Origin of the sequence: Paucihalobacter ruber, from assembly GCF_006494535.1 — a bacterium.
Taxonomy (GTDB): Bacteria; Bacteroidota; Bacteroidia; order Flavobacteriales; family Flavobacteriaceae; genus Paucihalobacter; species Paucihalobacter ruber.
In genome coordinates this window covers 272,804-288,086 of record NZ_VHIQ01000002.1, presented here as the reverse complement: position 1 = coordinate 288,086, position 15,283 = coordinate 272,804, and the positions used below count along the sequence as shown (strand labels likewise).

Genomic DNA, 15,283 nt, shown 5'->3' with positions numbered 1-15,283 from the left:
TAAAAATTTAATCCTTTACTTTTTCACCAACTTCATTAGGCAATACCTCAAACCCCATATTGTATAGTGTAAAGGCAAAAATATCGGCAGTTTCTTCAATTGTTTTGCTTATTGGGGTTCCTGCGCCGTGTCCTGCATCGGTTTCAATTCTAATAAGGGTTGGGTTGGTACCGGCTTGTTTTGATTGTAACTCGGCTGCAAATTTAAAACTGTGTGCCGGTACCACGCGATCGTCATGATCTCCTGTGGTTATAAGTGTTGCAGGATATTTTACGCCTTCTTTAACATTGTGAACTGGCGAATAGCCTTTTAAGTATTCAAACATTTCTTTACTGTCTTCGGCTGTACCGTAATCATAAGCCCATCCTGCGCCAGCTGTAAATGTATGATACCTCAGCATATCTAAAACACCTACTGCCGGTAACGCTACCTTCATTAAATCGGGACGTTGGGTCATAGTGGCACCAACCAATAGGCCGCCGTTTGATCCACCGCGAATGGCTAAATATTCGGAAGAGGTGTAGTTATTTTCAATTAAATACTCGGCCGCTGCTATAAAGTCGTCAAAAACGTTTTGCTTTTTCATTTTAGTGCCGGCATCGTGCCATGCTTTTCCGTATTCACCGCCACCGCGTAAATTGGGAATGGCATAAATTCCGCCTTGCTCCAACCAAATGGTATTTGCAGTACTGAATGATGGCGTTAAACTGATATTGAAACCACCGTAGCCGTATAAAATAGTTGGGTTTTTTCCTGTTAATTCTAAACCTTTTTTGTGTGTAATAATCATGGGTACTTTAGCGCCATCTTTTGAGGTGTAGAAAATCTGTTTGCTTTCGTAAGCATCAGAATCAAAGTCAATTTTAGACTTTTGATAAAGTTCAGAAGTACCGGTTTCTATATTGTATTTATAGATGCTACCCGGCGTTACATAATTGGTGAAGTTGTAGTAGAGTTCTTTTTCTTCCTTTTTTGCCCCAAAACCACCTACAGTGCCAATGCCGGGCAATTCAACTTCTCTTATTAGATTTCCTTGATAATCGTATTGCAACACTTTAGAAATGGCATCTACCATGTAAGAGGCAAAAATATAATTACCTCCGGTTGAAACGTTTAAAACATGATTGGTTTCAGGAATTAGGTCTTTCCAATTTTCTGGCGCAGGATTAGAAATGTCTACGGTTACCACACGTTTGTTAGGAGCATTTAAGTTGGTTTCTAAAATAAGTGTAGTTCCTATATTGTCTATAACATTAGTATCACTATCGGTGTGACCAAGTATTTCAATAAAATCTGAATTTGGGTTGTTCAAATCTTTCACATACAATTTATTACCTGATGTTGAAACCCTTGGAGTAATTACCAAAAAGCGGTCGTCGTCTGTTACGCCGCCATAAATATAGCGGTGTTTTTCTACAGGAGTACCACCAAAAACCAATTGGTCTTGAGACTGTTCAGTACCAAGTTTATGATAGTAAACTTTATGCTGATCTGTTTTAGCTGAAAGCTCACTGCCTTTAGGCTTCTCATAACTAGAATAGTAAAAACCTTCATTTTTATACCAAGACATACCGCTAAATTTGATGTCTACCAAGGTGTCTTCTTTTATTTCTTTGGTTTCGGCATCCATAACGATGATTTTTCGCCAGTCGCTGCCACCTTCAGAAATTGAATAAGCCATCAATTCCCCATTTTTAGAAAAGCTTAAACCACCCAACGATATGGTGCCATCTTCTTTAAAGGTATTGGGATCTAAAAATACTTCAGCCGTTTCTTTAGCTTCTCCGGTTCTAAACCTGTAAATAACCGATTGGTTTTGGAGTCCGTCATTTCTGTAAAAATAAGTGTAATTACCTTCAACAAATGGTGCGCCGCTGCGTTCATAATTCCAAATTTCGGAAAGACGTTCTTTTAATTGCTTTCTGTAGGGTATTTGATTCAGATAACCAAAGGTTACCTCGTTTTGAGATTTAACCCAAGTTTCAGTTTCGGAGCTTCGGTCGTCTTCAAGCCACCTGTAAGGGTCTTTAACTTCTACACCAAAATAGGTGTCTACGGTATCAACTGTGTTAGTTTTTGGATAATTCACGGCTGTTTCGGCTGTTTTAGAGTTTTGCTGACAACTTAGGGTTATAGCTAAAACTGTTAATAGAATAGAGAGATGTTTCATTTGTTATCCTTAGTTTTAAGTGTTTTTACTGTATTATTTGAAATAGCACATAAAGATAAAAAAAAAGCCTTCACTACTAATGCGAAGGCTTTGTTAATCTATACAGTTAATTATTAAACTAAATTATTTTTTACTAAATATTCGGCGATTTGCACAGCATTGGTAGCTGCACCTTTTCTTAAATTATCGGCAACAATCCATAGATTTAGCCCGTTTTTAACGCTCGTGTCCTTTCTTATTCTTCCCACAAAAACCTCATCTTTGTCATGCGCAAATGCCGGCATTGGATAGGTGTTGGTGTCGGTGTTGTCCTGTAAAACAACTCCTTCGGTATTACTTAAGATGTTTCTTATTTCTGAAAGGTCAAATTCTTTTTCAAACTCTAGGTTAACAGATTCGCTGTGACCGCCCGAGGTTGGAATTCTAACCGCCGTTGCTGTTACAGCTATTGATGGGTCTTGTAATATTTTTTGGGTCTCATTTACTAATTTCATTTCTTCTTTGGTATAACCATTTTCAAGAAACACATCGCAATGCGGAATGGCATTACGGTGAATAGGATAAAAATAGGCCATGTCTCCTTTAACGCCATTCATTTCGTTTTCTAATTGTTGAACTGCTTTAAGACCAGTTCCTGAAACCGATTGATACGTCGAGACTACTATTCTTTTAATTTTAAAAGCTTTATGTAAAGGCGCTAATACCAAGACCATTTGAATGGTGGAACAATTGGGATTAGCGATAATCTTGTCTTCTTTGGTTAGCAAATGAGCGTTGATTTCTGGTACGATAAGTTTTTTACCTTCAACCATTCGCCATGCCGACGAATTATCAATTACGGTAGTACCAACTGCTTCAAATTTTGGAGCCCATTCTAAAGAGGTATCTCCACCTGCCGAAAATAAGGCAATATCGGGACGCTTTTCAACAGCTTCACTTAAACTATGAACGGTGTATAATTTGTCTTTAAAACTTATTTGTTTACCAACGCTTTTTTCTGATGCTACAGGTATTAATTCGTCAATTTTAAAATTGCGCTCTGCAAGCACTTTCAACATAACTTCGCCAACCATTCCGGTGGCGCCTACAACGGCTACTTTCATATCAAAAAATTTGTGCAAAAGTAGCCAATAATTTATTTGATAAAACAAAAAAAGACCACTTAAAAAGCGGTCTTTAACTTAATATTATCAATTGTTTTATTTTTTGAGTAAATCTCTTATTTCTGCTAAAAGCTCTTCTTGAGACGGACCTTTTGGTGCTTCCGGTGCCGGTTCTTCTTTTTTCTTCATTCGGTTAATACCTTTTATAATCATAAACATTACAAATGCAACGATGACAAAATCAATAATATTGGTAATAAAATCACCGTAAAGTACTGAGACTTCTCCAACAATTTCGCCCGCATCGTTAGCTACGCCTTCTTTAATAGTGTATTTTAAATCCTTGAAATCGGCATTAAAAATTAATCCTACTAAGGGAGAAACAATTCCACCGGTAAAAGAAGTAACCACTTTGTTAAAAGCGGCACCCATTACAAAAGCAACGGCTATATCAACCAAGTTGCCTTTCATTGCAAATTCTTTGAATTCTTTAAGCATAATAGTGTTATTTAAGTTAGTATTTGTAATTGCAAATTAAGTAAATTTTGTTAACATTACAATTGGCAATTTATTTGATATAGCATCTTTTCACACGATTAGAAATTGCTGTTAGAATTTCATAGGAAATAGTCCCTGTTGATGCAGCTAAATCATTTGCTGTATGATTATTGTCAAATACAATCACCTCATCACCTTCGTCACAGTTGATATGTGTAATATCTACCATAATCATGTCCATGCAAACGTTTCCTGCTATGGGTGCTTTTTGGTCATTGATAAAAACAAACCCCTTTCCTTTGCCGTAAATTCTGCTAAGACCATCGGCGTGGCCAATAGGAATTGTTGCAGTTTTCATGTCATTTTCGGCAACGAGTGCTCGGTTGTATCCAATACTTTCTCCTTTTTTTATTAAATGAATTTGAGATATCACCGATTTTAAAGAAGCTATTGGTTTAAGATATTGATCATATTTGGGGTTATTTCCAAAACCATAAAGGCTTATGCCGCACCTTACCATATCAAGATGAGCTTCGGGATAGTTTAACACGCCTGATGTATTACAAATATGCAACCATGGTTGATATCCCAATAACTCTGAGAAATTTTTAGCAATTAATTTAAACTGACTGATTTGGTTTAAAGTAAACTCAGATTCGTTTAAATCTTCGCTGGCCGCTAAGTGTGAAAAAACAGATTTTATTTTTATGCTTTCATTGGTTTTTGCTTTATCTGAAACAGCTTCAATGTCGTCTGCCGTAAATCCCAATCTGTTTAATCCGGTGTTTATTTTAATGTGAACAGGATAATTACTTTGATTTAAGTTTTTAGAAATTTCTATAAATTCGTTTAAAACTTTAAAACTGTATAAGCTCGGTTCGAGACATCTATCTATGAGGGTTTTGAAATTTACAGGTTGTGGATGCAATACTAAAATAGGCAGAGTAACGCCGGCATCTCTTAATGCAACACCTTCTTTTACATAGGCTACGGCCAGATAATCTGCCCCTAAATGCTGCAAATGTTTAGCGACTTCTACAGCATCGCTACCATAAGCAAATGCTTTAACTACACCTAAAAATTTTGTTGTTGGCCGGAGCTTAGATTTTAAATAATTGAAATTATGAGTTAAAGCTTTTAAATCAATTTCAAGAGTTGTTTCAAGTACTTTAGACATCGGTTTTACCGGGTTTTGAAATCACTTCTTCGGGATCTGTTACTTTCAGATTCCTAATTTTATCGCGTTGCATAGCCTTGTAAAAAGCGCCTCTGCTTAATGGCTCATACTCATCTACTTCGCCCAACATTACCAAATCGTTGTTGTTGGTTTTTCTATAGCTGTATTGTGCCAAATTACCTGTGCGGGTGCATATGGCGTGCACTTTCGTTACATATTCGGCTGTGGCCATGAGGTAGGGCATTGGACCAAACGGATTGCCTTTAAAATCCATATCCAACCCCGCAACAATTACCCTTACACCTTTGTTGGCAAGGTCGTTGCATACACGTATAATTTCGTCATCAAAAAACTGGGCTTCATCTATGCCAACCACATCGCAGCCATCGGCCAAAATAGGAATATTAGCGGCCGCTGGTACCGGTGTAGATCTAATTTCGTTATCATCATGAGACACTACTTTTTGCTCGTCGTAACGCACATCTATTGCCGGTTTAAAAATTTCAACTTTTTGCCGAGCAAACTGCGCACGCTTTAACCTGCGTATCAATTCTTCGGTTTTTCCGGAGAACATTGAGCCGCATATCACCTCAATCCAACCAAATTGTTCTTTATGATTAACAGTATTTTCGAGAAACATTTTGTACTTTTAACACTAAATTCGTGGCGTTTTTCGTTTGCCTAAAGGTGGCATAAAAATAGTAAAAAACAAAAGTTTAAATTGGAAAAGATGAAAAAGAAATTAGAATCAGAATTGATAAGTATTGCACATCGGATTCTAAAACTAAAAGGAAAAGAAGATGTTGTAAAAATGCACAGCGAAGTAGCACAGTTGTATGAAAAACTTACAGTTTTAAAGTTTGCTGAACAAAACTTTGAAGGCGACTTGCCAACGATTGGAAGCGATTCATCCTTTTTTGGGATGTTAGATTCGGCTTTTAATAATCAGGTAAGTGATAATATTGAGGTTGAAGACAAAACGTATATTAATGTAGATGAAGTTGAAGATGATGGCATTATGGAGCCCGTAATGGAAAAAATAAAAGATCTGGTGTCGCAAATGCCACACGAAACCCAGCAAGTAGATACCTTGTTTGGTTTCTCGGAAACCAGAATTAAAAACGATTTTGAAGAAATCACAGCCGGATTTGATCAAATACCCGAATTTGAACCTGTTAGCGAAAAAAATCAAAATAAAAAATCCCTTAACGACCAGTTAAAACCAAAAATTATAAAAGTTGGACTTAATGATAAAATAGCGTTCATTAATAAACTTTTTGAAGGCAAAGCCGAAGATTTTGAAAGAGTTTTATCACAACTAAACACCTCAACTTCCAAAGAAGAAGCCATTAATTTTATACATAATATTGTAAAACCCGATTACAATTGGACCGGGAAAGAAGAATTTGAAGAGCGATTGATGCAACTCATTGAAAATAAATTTAATTAAGAAGTTATTTCTTTGCAATGATCTCTTTACTATTTTAACTCATGAGCAAGCTATACCTGGTACCAACACCCATAGGAAATCTTAAAGATATTACCTTAAGAGCGCTTGAAGTTTTAAAAAGTGTAGATTTAATTCTTGCCGAAGACACCCGTACTTCAGGAAAACTATTAAAGCACTACGAAATTGGTACACCAATGCAATCGCACCATATGCATAACGAGCATAAAACGGTCGACACTTTAATTTCAAAATTAAAAAGCGGAAATACCATTGCCTTAATTAGTGATGCCGGTACACCTGCCATTTCAGACCCCGGATTTTTATTAACCAGAGCTTGTGTTGAGCAACAAATTGATGTTGAATGTTTACCCGGAGCAACCGCATTTGTCCCGGCTTTAGTTAATAGCGGATTACCGTGCGATAAATTTGTTTTTGAAGGGTTTTTACCTGTAAAAAAAGGTCGTCAAACCCGACTTCAACTACTGGCGGAAGAAACCAGAACGATGGTTTTTTATGAAAGCCCGCATAAACTCATTAAAACCCTTGCCAACTTTTGCGAATATTTTGGTGAAGAACGCCAATTGTCGGTATCAAGAGAACTTACCAAACTATACGAAGAAACGGTCCGAGGTACAGCTAAACAAGTTTTAGACTATTACACCAACAAACCACCTAAAGGTGAAATTGTGATTATAGTAGCTGGAAGGACATAATATTCTTTTGTATTGATGTCAATTAAAATTTTATAGGTGTTTCCCTTTGTTCCATCCATGTTTACCAAGATATTTATCGCCACTTTCAATAGCATCGTCTTCGAGCGTTGTTCCCATGCTATCGTTCCAGCGATTTAAAAACCCAAAAAGCGAAATAACACCTAACATTTCTACAATTTCGCCTTCATCCCAATATTTATAGAGTTCGGTTTTTATTTGTTCATTCACCGCATTCGGAATTTGACTAGCCGCAAGACTAAAATCAAGTGCCGCTCTTTCGGCTTCAGAAAAAGCAGGATGTGTTCTGTATTCCCAAACATGGTCTAACTGTTCTTGTTCGGCGCCATAGCGCTCGGCGGCTCTAATGGCATGTGCTTGGCAATATCTGCAGCCGGTTGCATTGCTACTTACCCAGGCTATCATCCTTTTTAAGGCAGAAGTCACACCACCATCGTTTTGCATGACCGCTTTATTCAAGTTGATAAATGCTTTTGAAATGGCTGGCCTATGTTGCATGGTTAAAACCGAGTTGGGACAAAATCCGAGGGTTTCGTTAAAAAATTCAGCTAACTTTTTGGTTTCTAAATCGTGTTGAGCAGATAACGGATTTACTAATGGCATGGTAATAAATTTTGTATTTTTGAAGTTACAAGAAACAAAAAATAAATGGATATGTCTCATATAGTTACAACAGTTTGGGAAGGCGGCGTTCAGTTTGAATCTGATAACCCGAGCGGAAAAACCGTTAAAATAGATACCGATGTTGAAGGGCAGGAGCGCCAAGGTCTTTCGCCTAAGGCTATGATGTTAACTTCGCTTGCCGGTTGCTCCGGTTTAGATGTGGTTTCAATCTTGGAAAAAATGAAAGCCCAACCTGAAAAATTCAAAATAGTTACCAAAGGTCATCTCACCGATGAACATCCAAAATATTACCACACGGTTGAGGTTGAATATCACTTTTACGGCAATAATTTAGAGCCCGCTAAAATTGATAAGGCCGTTAATCTTTCAATTGAAAAATACTGTGGAGTTATGGAGATGTTCAGACGCTTTGCTACAATTAAAACGTCTATTCACTTTCATTAATAAGTTTGAATTTTTTAAATAATGCGCTGGACTCTAAAACCAAAACTGCCGATAGACAAAGTTGAAGCTCTCAAAGAAGCGCTACAAGTAGACGATTTTGTGGCAACTTTATTGATACAGCGCGGTATTGAAACTTATGAGGACGCCAGAAAATTTTTTAGACCAAGCCTAAAAGATTTACATAATCCATATTTGATGAAAGATATGGACAAGGCAGTACAACGCATTGAACAAGCTTTAAATAACAACGAAAACATTTTGGTGTATGGCGATTATGATGTAGACGGTACCACCGCTGTGGCCTTAATGGCAAGCTACCTCAAAACCCGAACTACCCAAGTTGCCACCTACATTCCCGATAGATATGCCGAAGGATACGGTGTTTCTTACGCAGGTATTGATTTTGCACACGATAATAATTTCTCTTTAATAATTGCCTTGGATTGTGGTATTAAGGCCATCGATAAAGTAGCATATGCCAATGAAAAAGACATTGATTTTATTATTTGCGATCACCACCGGCCGGGCGACGAAATTCCTAATGCCGTTGCTGTTTTAGATCCTAAAAGACCCGATTGCGATTATCCTTATAAGGAACTATGCGGTTGTGGTGTTGGTTTTAAGTTGGTACAGGCCTTAGCAGAAAATCAAGGACAAACACCCGAAGATTTAACCGAATATCTCGATTTATTAGCTACGGCCATAGGTGCCGATATTGTTCCGGTTACCGGCGAGAACAGAGCGTTGGCTTATTTTGGTCTGCAAGTCATCAACAGCAATCCTCGCCCAGGATTTAAGGCCATTATTCAACAAATTAAAAAAGAAGAACTCAATATTACCGATGTAGTTTTTATCATCGCGCCCCGAATTAATGCAGCAGGAAGAATGAAACACGGCAACCATGCAGTCACCTTGCTCATGGAACAGGATTATAACGAAGCGATTAAGTTTGCCATAGATATCGAAACTTTTAATGCCGATAGAAAAGAAGCCGATCAATTAATTACCCAAGAAGCTTTGATCCAAATTGAGGTAGATGGCGAGCAAGAACGTTTAACAACCGTTGTTTATAACGAAAGCTGGCACAAAGGCGTAATAGGTATTGTAGCCTCAAGACTTACCGAAACCTATTACAGGCCTACCATTGTTTTTACTAAAAGTGGAGATAAATTAGCGGCATCGGCGCGTTCTGTTTCCGGGTTTGATGTGTATAATGCCATTGATGCTTGTTCTGAATTTATAGAACAATTTGGAGGTCATAAATACGCTGCAGGATTAACGATTAAAGAGGAAAATTACGAGGCTTTTAAACAGGCCTTTGAAGATACCGTATCTAAAACCATAGACCGAAACTTACTCACACCAGAAATTAAAATTGACGCGCAAATTCATCTGGCAGATATTACGCCAAAATTCTATAGAATATTGAAACAATTTGCTCCTTTTGGCCCTGGAAATATGATTCCGGTGTTTATGACAACACATTTAAGAGATACCGGTTATGGCAAGTGTGTAGGTGAAGATGACAAGCATTTGCGCGTTACTGTTAGGCAACCCAATGCGCCAAATATTGTTGGAATAGGATTTAGTTTAGGTGATAAATTCGATTTAATTAATGACAAAAAATTATTTAACGCCGTTTACAGTATCGATGAAAATCATTGGAATGGTAATGTAAGCTTACAGTTGAAATTGAGGGATATTAAAGAATCGTTTTAAAATGACACTAAATTTGAAAGTTACTAACCAATCTTCCATAAATTTGTGCCTATTAATAAGCTTGGCTAATCCTTTATTAAACTAAATGTCTGCACCCAAAAACGATCCTTACGCAGCGCTACGCATTAAGGAATTCAACATTTTTTTATTAGTTAGATTTGCACTGGTGTTCGGCTGGAGTATGCAGTTTATTGTGATTGAGTGGCAGGTGTATTCTCTTACAAAAGATCCGCTATCATTGGGATTAATTGGCTTGATGGAAATAATTCCGGCATTATCTATGGCGCTGTTTGCAGGCCATATTGTAGACCAGCGCGAAAAACGAAATTTACTGGCCTTGTGTATTGCGCTTTTTTCGTTAATAAGTTTTGGTTTATTCTGGATTACTTCGCCAGAAGTTACCGAAAGTTGGTCTACCCAACATATATTATACGCCATTTACGGATTGGTTTTTTTTGGCGGATTTTTACGGTCGTTTTTCGGGCCAACCATTTTTTCGCTGGTAGCCTTAATTGTTCCGAAGAGAATTTATCCCAATGCCGCTACCTGGAGTAGTTCAACCTGGCAAATGGCATCAGTTTTAGGTCCGGCAACTGCCGGATTGTTTATTAACTGGTTTGGTGTGCATCATACGCTCATGGTGGTATTTGGCTTGGTGAGTTTATCTTTTTTAATTCTTCAGAAGATTAAACGCAAACCAATTCTAAATCCAAAAATTGGCGAACCGGTTTTTCAAAGTTTAAAGGAAGGTCTCAATTTTGTTTTTAAAACTAAGGCCATTTTAGGCGCTATTACCTTAGATATGGTAGCCGTGTTGTTTGGTGGTGCTGTTGCCTTATTACCAATTTATGCTCAAGATATTTTAAAAGTTGGTCCCGAAGGTTTTGGTGTTTTAAGAGCAGCCCCGGCTGTTGGTGCCTTTTTAACAATGTTGGCAACAGCTTACTTATCTATAAGTAAAAAAGCAGGAATTAAATTATTAGCCGCGGTATTTGGTTTTGGGGTTTGTATTATTGTCTTTGGAGTTTCAACCATATTTTGGGTCTCTGTAGTAGCCTTGTTTTTTAGCGGTGTAACCGATGGCGTTTCAATGGTCATTAGGCAAACCATATTACAAATTAAAACACCCGATCATATGCGCGGTCGCGTGTCGTCAGTAAACTCTATGTTTGTTGGTTCTTCAAACGAGTTGGGGGCTTTTGAAAGTGGCATTACTGCCAAATGGATGGGAACGGTAACAGCAGTTGTTTTTGGTGGAACGATGACGCTACTTACGGTAATAACTACGGGCATTGTGTCTCCGGCGTTTAGAAAATTAGATTTAACCAAAGACCTCGAAGACCACCAAAAAGACTAGAACTAATACTTTTTTAGCTGAAGATTTTCACCATCAAAAACGGCATAGGTGTAGTGCTGTATCCAGTCGCCTAAATTGATGTAAGTAGATTTTTCATTTAGTTGAATCTCTAAAGGTAAATGACGATGCCCAAAAACAAAATAATCAAAGTGTTTGGTTTCAAGTTTACGCTTACAGTACTGAACTAGCCATTCGTTGTCTTCGCCTAAAAACTTGGCATCTTCATCACCCGAAATCAGCTTGTTCTTTACAGAAAAATAGTGGCCCAGGCGCATGCCAATATCGGGATGTAGCCATCTAAATAACCATTTTGAGACGGGATTGGTAAACAATTTCTTCATGCGTTTGTAACCTTTGTCTCCAGGGCCCAAACCGTCGCCATGACCTATAAAAAATTGTTTGTCATTAAAAGTAAACACCTGTGGTTCGTGATAGACAGGAATATTTAATTCGGTTTTGAAATAATCTTTCATCCACAAGTCGTGGTTGCCAACAAAGAAATAAAGGGGTATTCCGGCATCCGATATTTCGGCAAGTTTACCTAAAACACGTGTAAAACCCTTTGGTACAACCGTTTTGTATTCAAACCAAAAATCGAATAAATCACCGAGTAAAAAAATGGCCGCTGCGTCTGATTTCACCGCGTCTAACCAAGCCACAAACTTTTGCTCTCTGGGCAATGATGCCTGAGGTGTTGGTGCGCCCAAATGATTATCGGATGCGAAATAGATGTATTTACCCTTTGGTACATTCACATGGTAAATATAATGAAGTTTGTGATAAGGTCTTAGTTTAGATTTACCGCATTGAGCCGAAAAATAAATCCAATAAATTTATACAATTTAATTATCGGCTGCGTGCCACTCAGCAAAACTGGTTTCAGTTTCTTGAAGTTTTAAAGAATGAAGCTGTATATGTTGTGGTAATAATCGCTGAATTTTTTGAGCAAAATCAATTACCATCATTTCACTGGTTGGTTGATAATCAACTAATAGTACATTATGGCCTCTGGTTTTTAATTCCATAGCTAACTCAAAGTGCGGTGTATTTTTATTAAAAACTGTGGCATGATCAAAAACATCTACAATTTCTTCTTTTACAATTTTTTTTAGGTCGCCAAAATCTATTACCATGCCGTATTTAACATTTCCCGAATCTGATATTGGTTCGCCAATAACCGTTACATATAACTTGTAGCTATGTCCGTGAATGTTTTTGCACTTGCCATCGTAGCCATAAAGTGCGTGTCCGGTTTCAAATGAAAATGATTTGGTAAGTCTTATGTTACTCATGCCGCTAATTTACGCTGCAAAAATACAGTAATTTTTCAATAGCCTGTTAAGCCAATCTTATTTACTTCTGCGTGTAAAACCGATGCGTTTGTGGCGTATATTTGCGCACTTTTTTCTGAATTAATGTCTGAAATATTTGAACAACTCGATTTTGTTGAAAATCCGCTTTACGAGCGTATTATCAATGATTTACTAGAACATAAGCACAGTGTTGTTGAAGATTTCTTTTCAGCTGAATTAGTCCAGGGTTTAAGAAATTCGTTGTTGTTAAAATACGAAGAAGACGAATTTAAAAAGGCAGCCATTGGCAACAAACTCAATGAAACTATTGAGAAAAGTATAAGAGGCGATTTTATTTTATGGCTCAATGAAAAGGAAGCCAATTCGGCAGAACAAGAGTTTTTTAAAAACATCAATGATTTAGTTTCTTACTTAAATAAAACTTGTTTTTTGGGAATTCTCCAAAAGGAATTTCATTATGCGCTGTATCCCCAAGGCACTTTTTATAAACGCCACTTGGATACCTTTCAAAACGACGACAGGAGGAAACTTTCAATGGTATGTTATTTAAATGAGGAAGATTGGCAGGTAGATTATGGAGGCGAATTGGTGCTGTATTTCAATGAAAATGGTATTGAAACCGAGAAGCGTATTTATCCGTTTCCCGGCAGAATGGTCATTTTTGAAAGTCAGTTTTTAGAACATGAGGTGAAACCCGTAGTTCAACGCAGATTAAGTATTACCGGCTGGTTAAAAACCAGGTAGATTATTTCCGTTTGCCTTTACCTTTTCCTTTGTTTTTATTAATGAGGTATACAACAACCAACACTACTGCTAATAAAAGAAAAAGTCCATTACCACTAAGAAAGCTTAATAGATCCATATCTTATTGATTTTGGTTTCGTTTTTTATTGTAATAATAAATGAGATAGGCCAATAGTGCTAAAATCAAAAAGGGAAGCATAGAGCCTATAAACACACCAATGCCATAAGCACTATCTGGCGCATGTTCCATTTTTTCTTCAATATTAACCTGACTAATAAGAAACATTCTAAACATTTTTTTAAAAAATTAAATTTAGGGGTTTTTGCTTAACGGTATAAAAATAGCTCTAAATTTTATAATGAGGGGCAGACCTCTGGCGATGATCCATAAATAAAATGCTGAGAAAACCGCATATAATTTTAAATTGTAAAAGTCCATTATGAAGATTGTTGGCACAAACACCAGTAATGTTGAAAATAACAATACGTTTCTTAAAAACTTCATTCGGCCTAAACCTTTAAACATGCCGTCAAAAATAAAAGCAACTGCACAAAATGGTTGCATGGCCAACACAATCCAAAACACCTTATAAAATTCTTCTAATACCATGGGTTCTTTGGTAAATACACTTCCTATAAATTCGTAAAACAAAAATCCAATTGCAGTCAAACCCAATCCTACTAAAATACCATAAACTATTAATTGGTTACTCAATTTAATAAGCTCGTTATAGCGTTTGGCACCGTACAGCTTTCCTGCTAAAATATTTCCGGCGCTGGCATAACCATCGATAAAAAAGGCGCCAAAAAACCATAAATTAATTGCAATGGTATAAGCAGCAATGTAATTTTTACCAAAGCTTGTTGAGAACGCGCTGGCAAAATACAAGGCTAAATTAAGGGCTAAAGTTCTAACAAACAAATTGGCAATCATGAGTAAAAAGCGTTTAATTTCATGATTAAAAGGTAAAGTAAACCTAAGTGGAATAACGGTTTTCCTGAGCAACAATACAGCCGAAAGCAAGGCCATGACAAATTGAGCTATGATACTGGCGTAAGCGGCACCTTTTATGTGCTTAGCAGGTATAACATTATCTATACCGTAAACAAAAATAAAATCTAATACAATGTTCAACGAAGCCCCAATAATGGCAATAATCATAGGATAGAAAGTGTTTTGCAATCCTCTGAACGCTCCAAAAACAGCAATGGTAAATAAGGTAAAAGGAAATCCGAATACACGTATTTGGTAATATTCAACGCTAAGGTCTAAAATTAAGTTTGACGCATTATACAATCTAAAAATGTGCCTGGCAAACGGGAAAGTACACAAAATAATAACCAGACTTAAAGAAGTAATAATGAAAATAGCCTGTGCCGGTAAATTTTTAACTTGCTCTAAGTTATTGGCTCCTAAATATTGAGAAACAATAGACGAGATGGCACTGCGGGTTTGCCCCAAAACCCAAACAAGCATTGAAATAAAAGCCCCAACAATACCAACAGCCGCCAATGATTCGGTGGCATTTTCGCTCATATTTCCGATAATAGCGGTATCTGTGATAGATAAAATTGGCTCGGCCACACCCGCAATAAGTGCCGGTATTGCTAATTTGTTAATGGCTTTAAAGGTTAAGTCTGTTCCCAATTACTTAATAATATTGATAGTTTAAAATAACAAGTCTAGCAGTTTGTAATGCTTTATAGAATGTATTAATTTTGATATAATTTGGCGTGAAAATAGAAAATTTGTACTATTTTCGCAGCCTAAATAGATTTTCTTTTTGGGGATGTAGCTCAGTTGGCTAGAGCGCTTGACTGGCAGTCAAGAGGTCGTCGGTTCGAGCCCGATCTTCTCCACAGTAATTAGCAAGACCTTCGATATTATTGGAGGTCTTTTTTTATTTTATCTAATAATCGGGTGAGAAGTTTATCCTGAGCGGAGCCGAAGGT

General features: G+C 37.1%; 16 protein-coding genes and 1 tRNA gene. 7 read left to right on the top strand and 10 right to left on the bottom strand.

The window, feature by feature from the left end:
- Positions 1–7 precede the first annotated feature (7 nt).
- The 5 genes from FJ651_RS04790 to FJ651_RS04770 form a co-directional block, all read right to left on the bottom strand.
- On the bottom strand, positions 8–2,170 hold the full coding sequence (locus tag FJ651_RS04790; RefSeq protein ID WP_140989275.1) for a prolyl oligopeptidase family serine peptidase: 2,163 nt from the start codon (positions 2,168–2,170) through the stop codon (positions 8–10).
- Positions 2,171–2,283: 113 nt separating this feature from the next.
- Positions 2,284–3,273, bottom strand: a complete 990-nt coding sequence (locus tag FJ651_RS04785) for an aspartate-semialdehyde dehydrogenase (RefSeq protein ID WP_140989274.1) — start codon at positions 3,271–3,273, stop codon at positions 2,284–2,286.
- Between the two features lie 96 nt (positions 3,274–3,369).
- Positions 3,370–3,771, bottom strand: a complete 402-nt coding sequence (gene mscL / locus FJ651_RS04780) for a large-conductance mechanosensitive channel protein MscL (RefSeq protein WP_140989273.1) — start codon at positions 3,769–3,771, stop codon at positions 3,370–3,372.
- A 70-nt stretch (positions 3,772–3,841) separates the two neighbouring features.
- Positions 3,842–4,948: an alanine racemase gene (gene alr, locus FJ651_RS04775; RefSeq protein WP_140989272.1), complete on the bottom strand. Its 1,107-nt coding sequence runs from the start codon at positions 4,946–4,948 to the stop codon at positions 3,842–3,844.
- The gene (locus FJ651_RS04770; protein ID WP_140989271.1) at positions 4,941–5,588 is read right to left on the bottom strand and encodes a thymidine kinase; all 648 of its coding nucleotides are present in this window, start codon (positions 5,586–5,588) and stop codon (positions 4,941–4,943) included. Before FJ651_RS04770 ends, alr begins: the two co-directional genes overlap by 8 nt.
- 90 nt (positions 5,589–5,678) lie before the next feature.
- Between FJ651_RS04770 and FJ651_RS04765 the strand changes: the two genes are divergently transcribed.
- A complete protein-coding gene (locus FJ651_RS04765) occupies positions 5,679–6,398 on the top strand; it encodes a hypothetical protein (protein ID WP_140989270.1) in 720 nt (239 codons plus the stop codon).
- 41 nt (positions 6,399–6,439) lie between these two features.
- On the top strand, positions 6,440–7,111 hold the full coding sequence (gene rsmI / locus FJ651_RS04760; protein WP_140989269.1) for a 16S rRNA (cytidine(1402)-2'-O)-methyltransferase: 672 nt from the start codon (positions 6,440–6,442) through the stop codon (positions 7,109–7,111).
- 30 nt (positions 7,112–7,141) lie between these two features.
- On the opposite strand, the gene FJ651_RS04755 is transcribed toward rsmI, so the two are convergent.
- A complete protein-coding gene (locus FJ651_RS04755) occupies positions 7,142–7,732 on the bottom strand; it encodes a carboxymuconolactone decarboxylase family protein (RefSeq protein ID WP_140989268.1) in 591 nt (196 codons plus the stop codon).
- A 51-nt stretch (positions 7,733–7,783) separates the two neighbouring features.
- Here FJ651_RS04755 and FJ651_RS04750 point away from each other — a divergent pair, with 51 nt between their 5' ends.
- From FJ651_RS04750 to FJ651_RS04740, 3 genes are all read left to right on the top strand, one after another.
- Entirely contained in the window at positions 7,784–8,197 is a 414-nt protein-coding gene (locus FJ651_RS04750; protein ID WP_140989267.1) for an OsmC family protein, read from the top strand.
- A 21-nt stretch (positions 8,198–8,218) separates the two neighbouring features.
- A complete protein-coding gene (gene recJ, locus FJ651_RS04745; protein WP_140989266.1) occupies positions 8,219–9,916 on the top strand; it encodes a single-stranded-DNA-specific exonuclease RecJ in 1,698 nt (565 codons plus the stop codon).
- Between the two features lie 85 nt (positions 9,917–10,001).
- Positions 10,002–11,273 carry an MFS transporter gene (locus FJ651_RS04740; RefSeq protein ID WP_140989265.1) on the top strand — a complete coding sequence of 424 codons (1,272 nt, stop codon included), beginning with the start codon at positions 10,002–10,004 and terminating at the stop codon, positions 11,271–11,273.
- Positions 11,274–11,275: 2 nt separating this feature from the next.
- Here the strand turns inward: FJ651_RS04740 and FJ651_RS04735 are convergent, their stop codons facing one another.
- Both FJ651_RS04735 and FJ651_RS04730 read right to left on the bottom strand, forming a co-directional pair.
- Positions 11,276–12,028 (bottom strand): UDP-2,3-diacylglucosamine diphosphatase, encoded by a 753-nt coding sequence (locus FJ651_RS04735; protein ID WP_140989264.1) that lies wholly within the window; start codon positions 12,026–12,028, stop codon positions 11,276–11,278.
- Positions 12,029–12,115: 87 nt separating this feature from the next.
- Positions 12,116–12,565, bottom strand: a complete 450-nt coding sequence (locus FJ651_RS04730; RefSeq protein ID WP_140989263.1) for a 6-pyruvoyl trahydropterin synthase family protein — start codon at positions 12,563–12,565, stop codon at positions 12,116–12,118.
- Between the two features lie 123 nt (positions 12,566–12,688).
- Between FJ651_RS04730 and FJ651_RS04725 the strand changes: the two genes are divergently transcribed.
- Positions 12,689–13,330: a 2OG-Fe(II) oxygenase gene (locus FJ651_RS04725; RefSeq protein WP_140989594.1), complete on the top strand. Its 642-nt coding sequence runs from the start codon at positions 12,689–12,691 to the stop codon at positions 13,328–13,330.
- Positions 13,331–13,451: 121 nt separating this feature from the next.
- Here the strand turns inward: FJ651_RS04725 and FJ651_RS15705 are convergent, their stop codons facing one another.
- Positions 13,452–13,625, bottom strand: coding sequence for a hypothetical protein (locus tag FJ651_RS15705; protein WP_216746081.1), 174 nt, complete (start codon positions 13,623–13,625; stop codon positions 13,452–13,454).
- Positions 13,626–13,643: 18 nt separating this feature from the next.
- Positions 13,644–14,978 carry an MATE family efflux transporter gene (locus tag FJ651_RS04720; protein ID WP_140989262.1) on the bottom strand — a complete coding sequence of 445 codons (1,335 nt, stop codon included), beginning with the start codon at positions 14,976–14,978 and terminating at the stop codon, positions 13,644–13,646.
- A gap of 138 nt (positions 14,979–15,116) precedes the next feature.
- Here FJ651_RS04720 and FJ651_RS04715 point away from each other — a divergent pair.
- A tRNA-Ala gene (locus FJ651_RS04715) sits at positions 15,117–15,190 on the top strand.
- Positions 15,191–15,283: the final 93 nt, after the last annotated feature.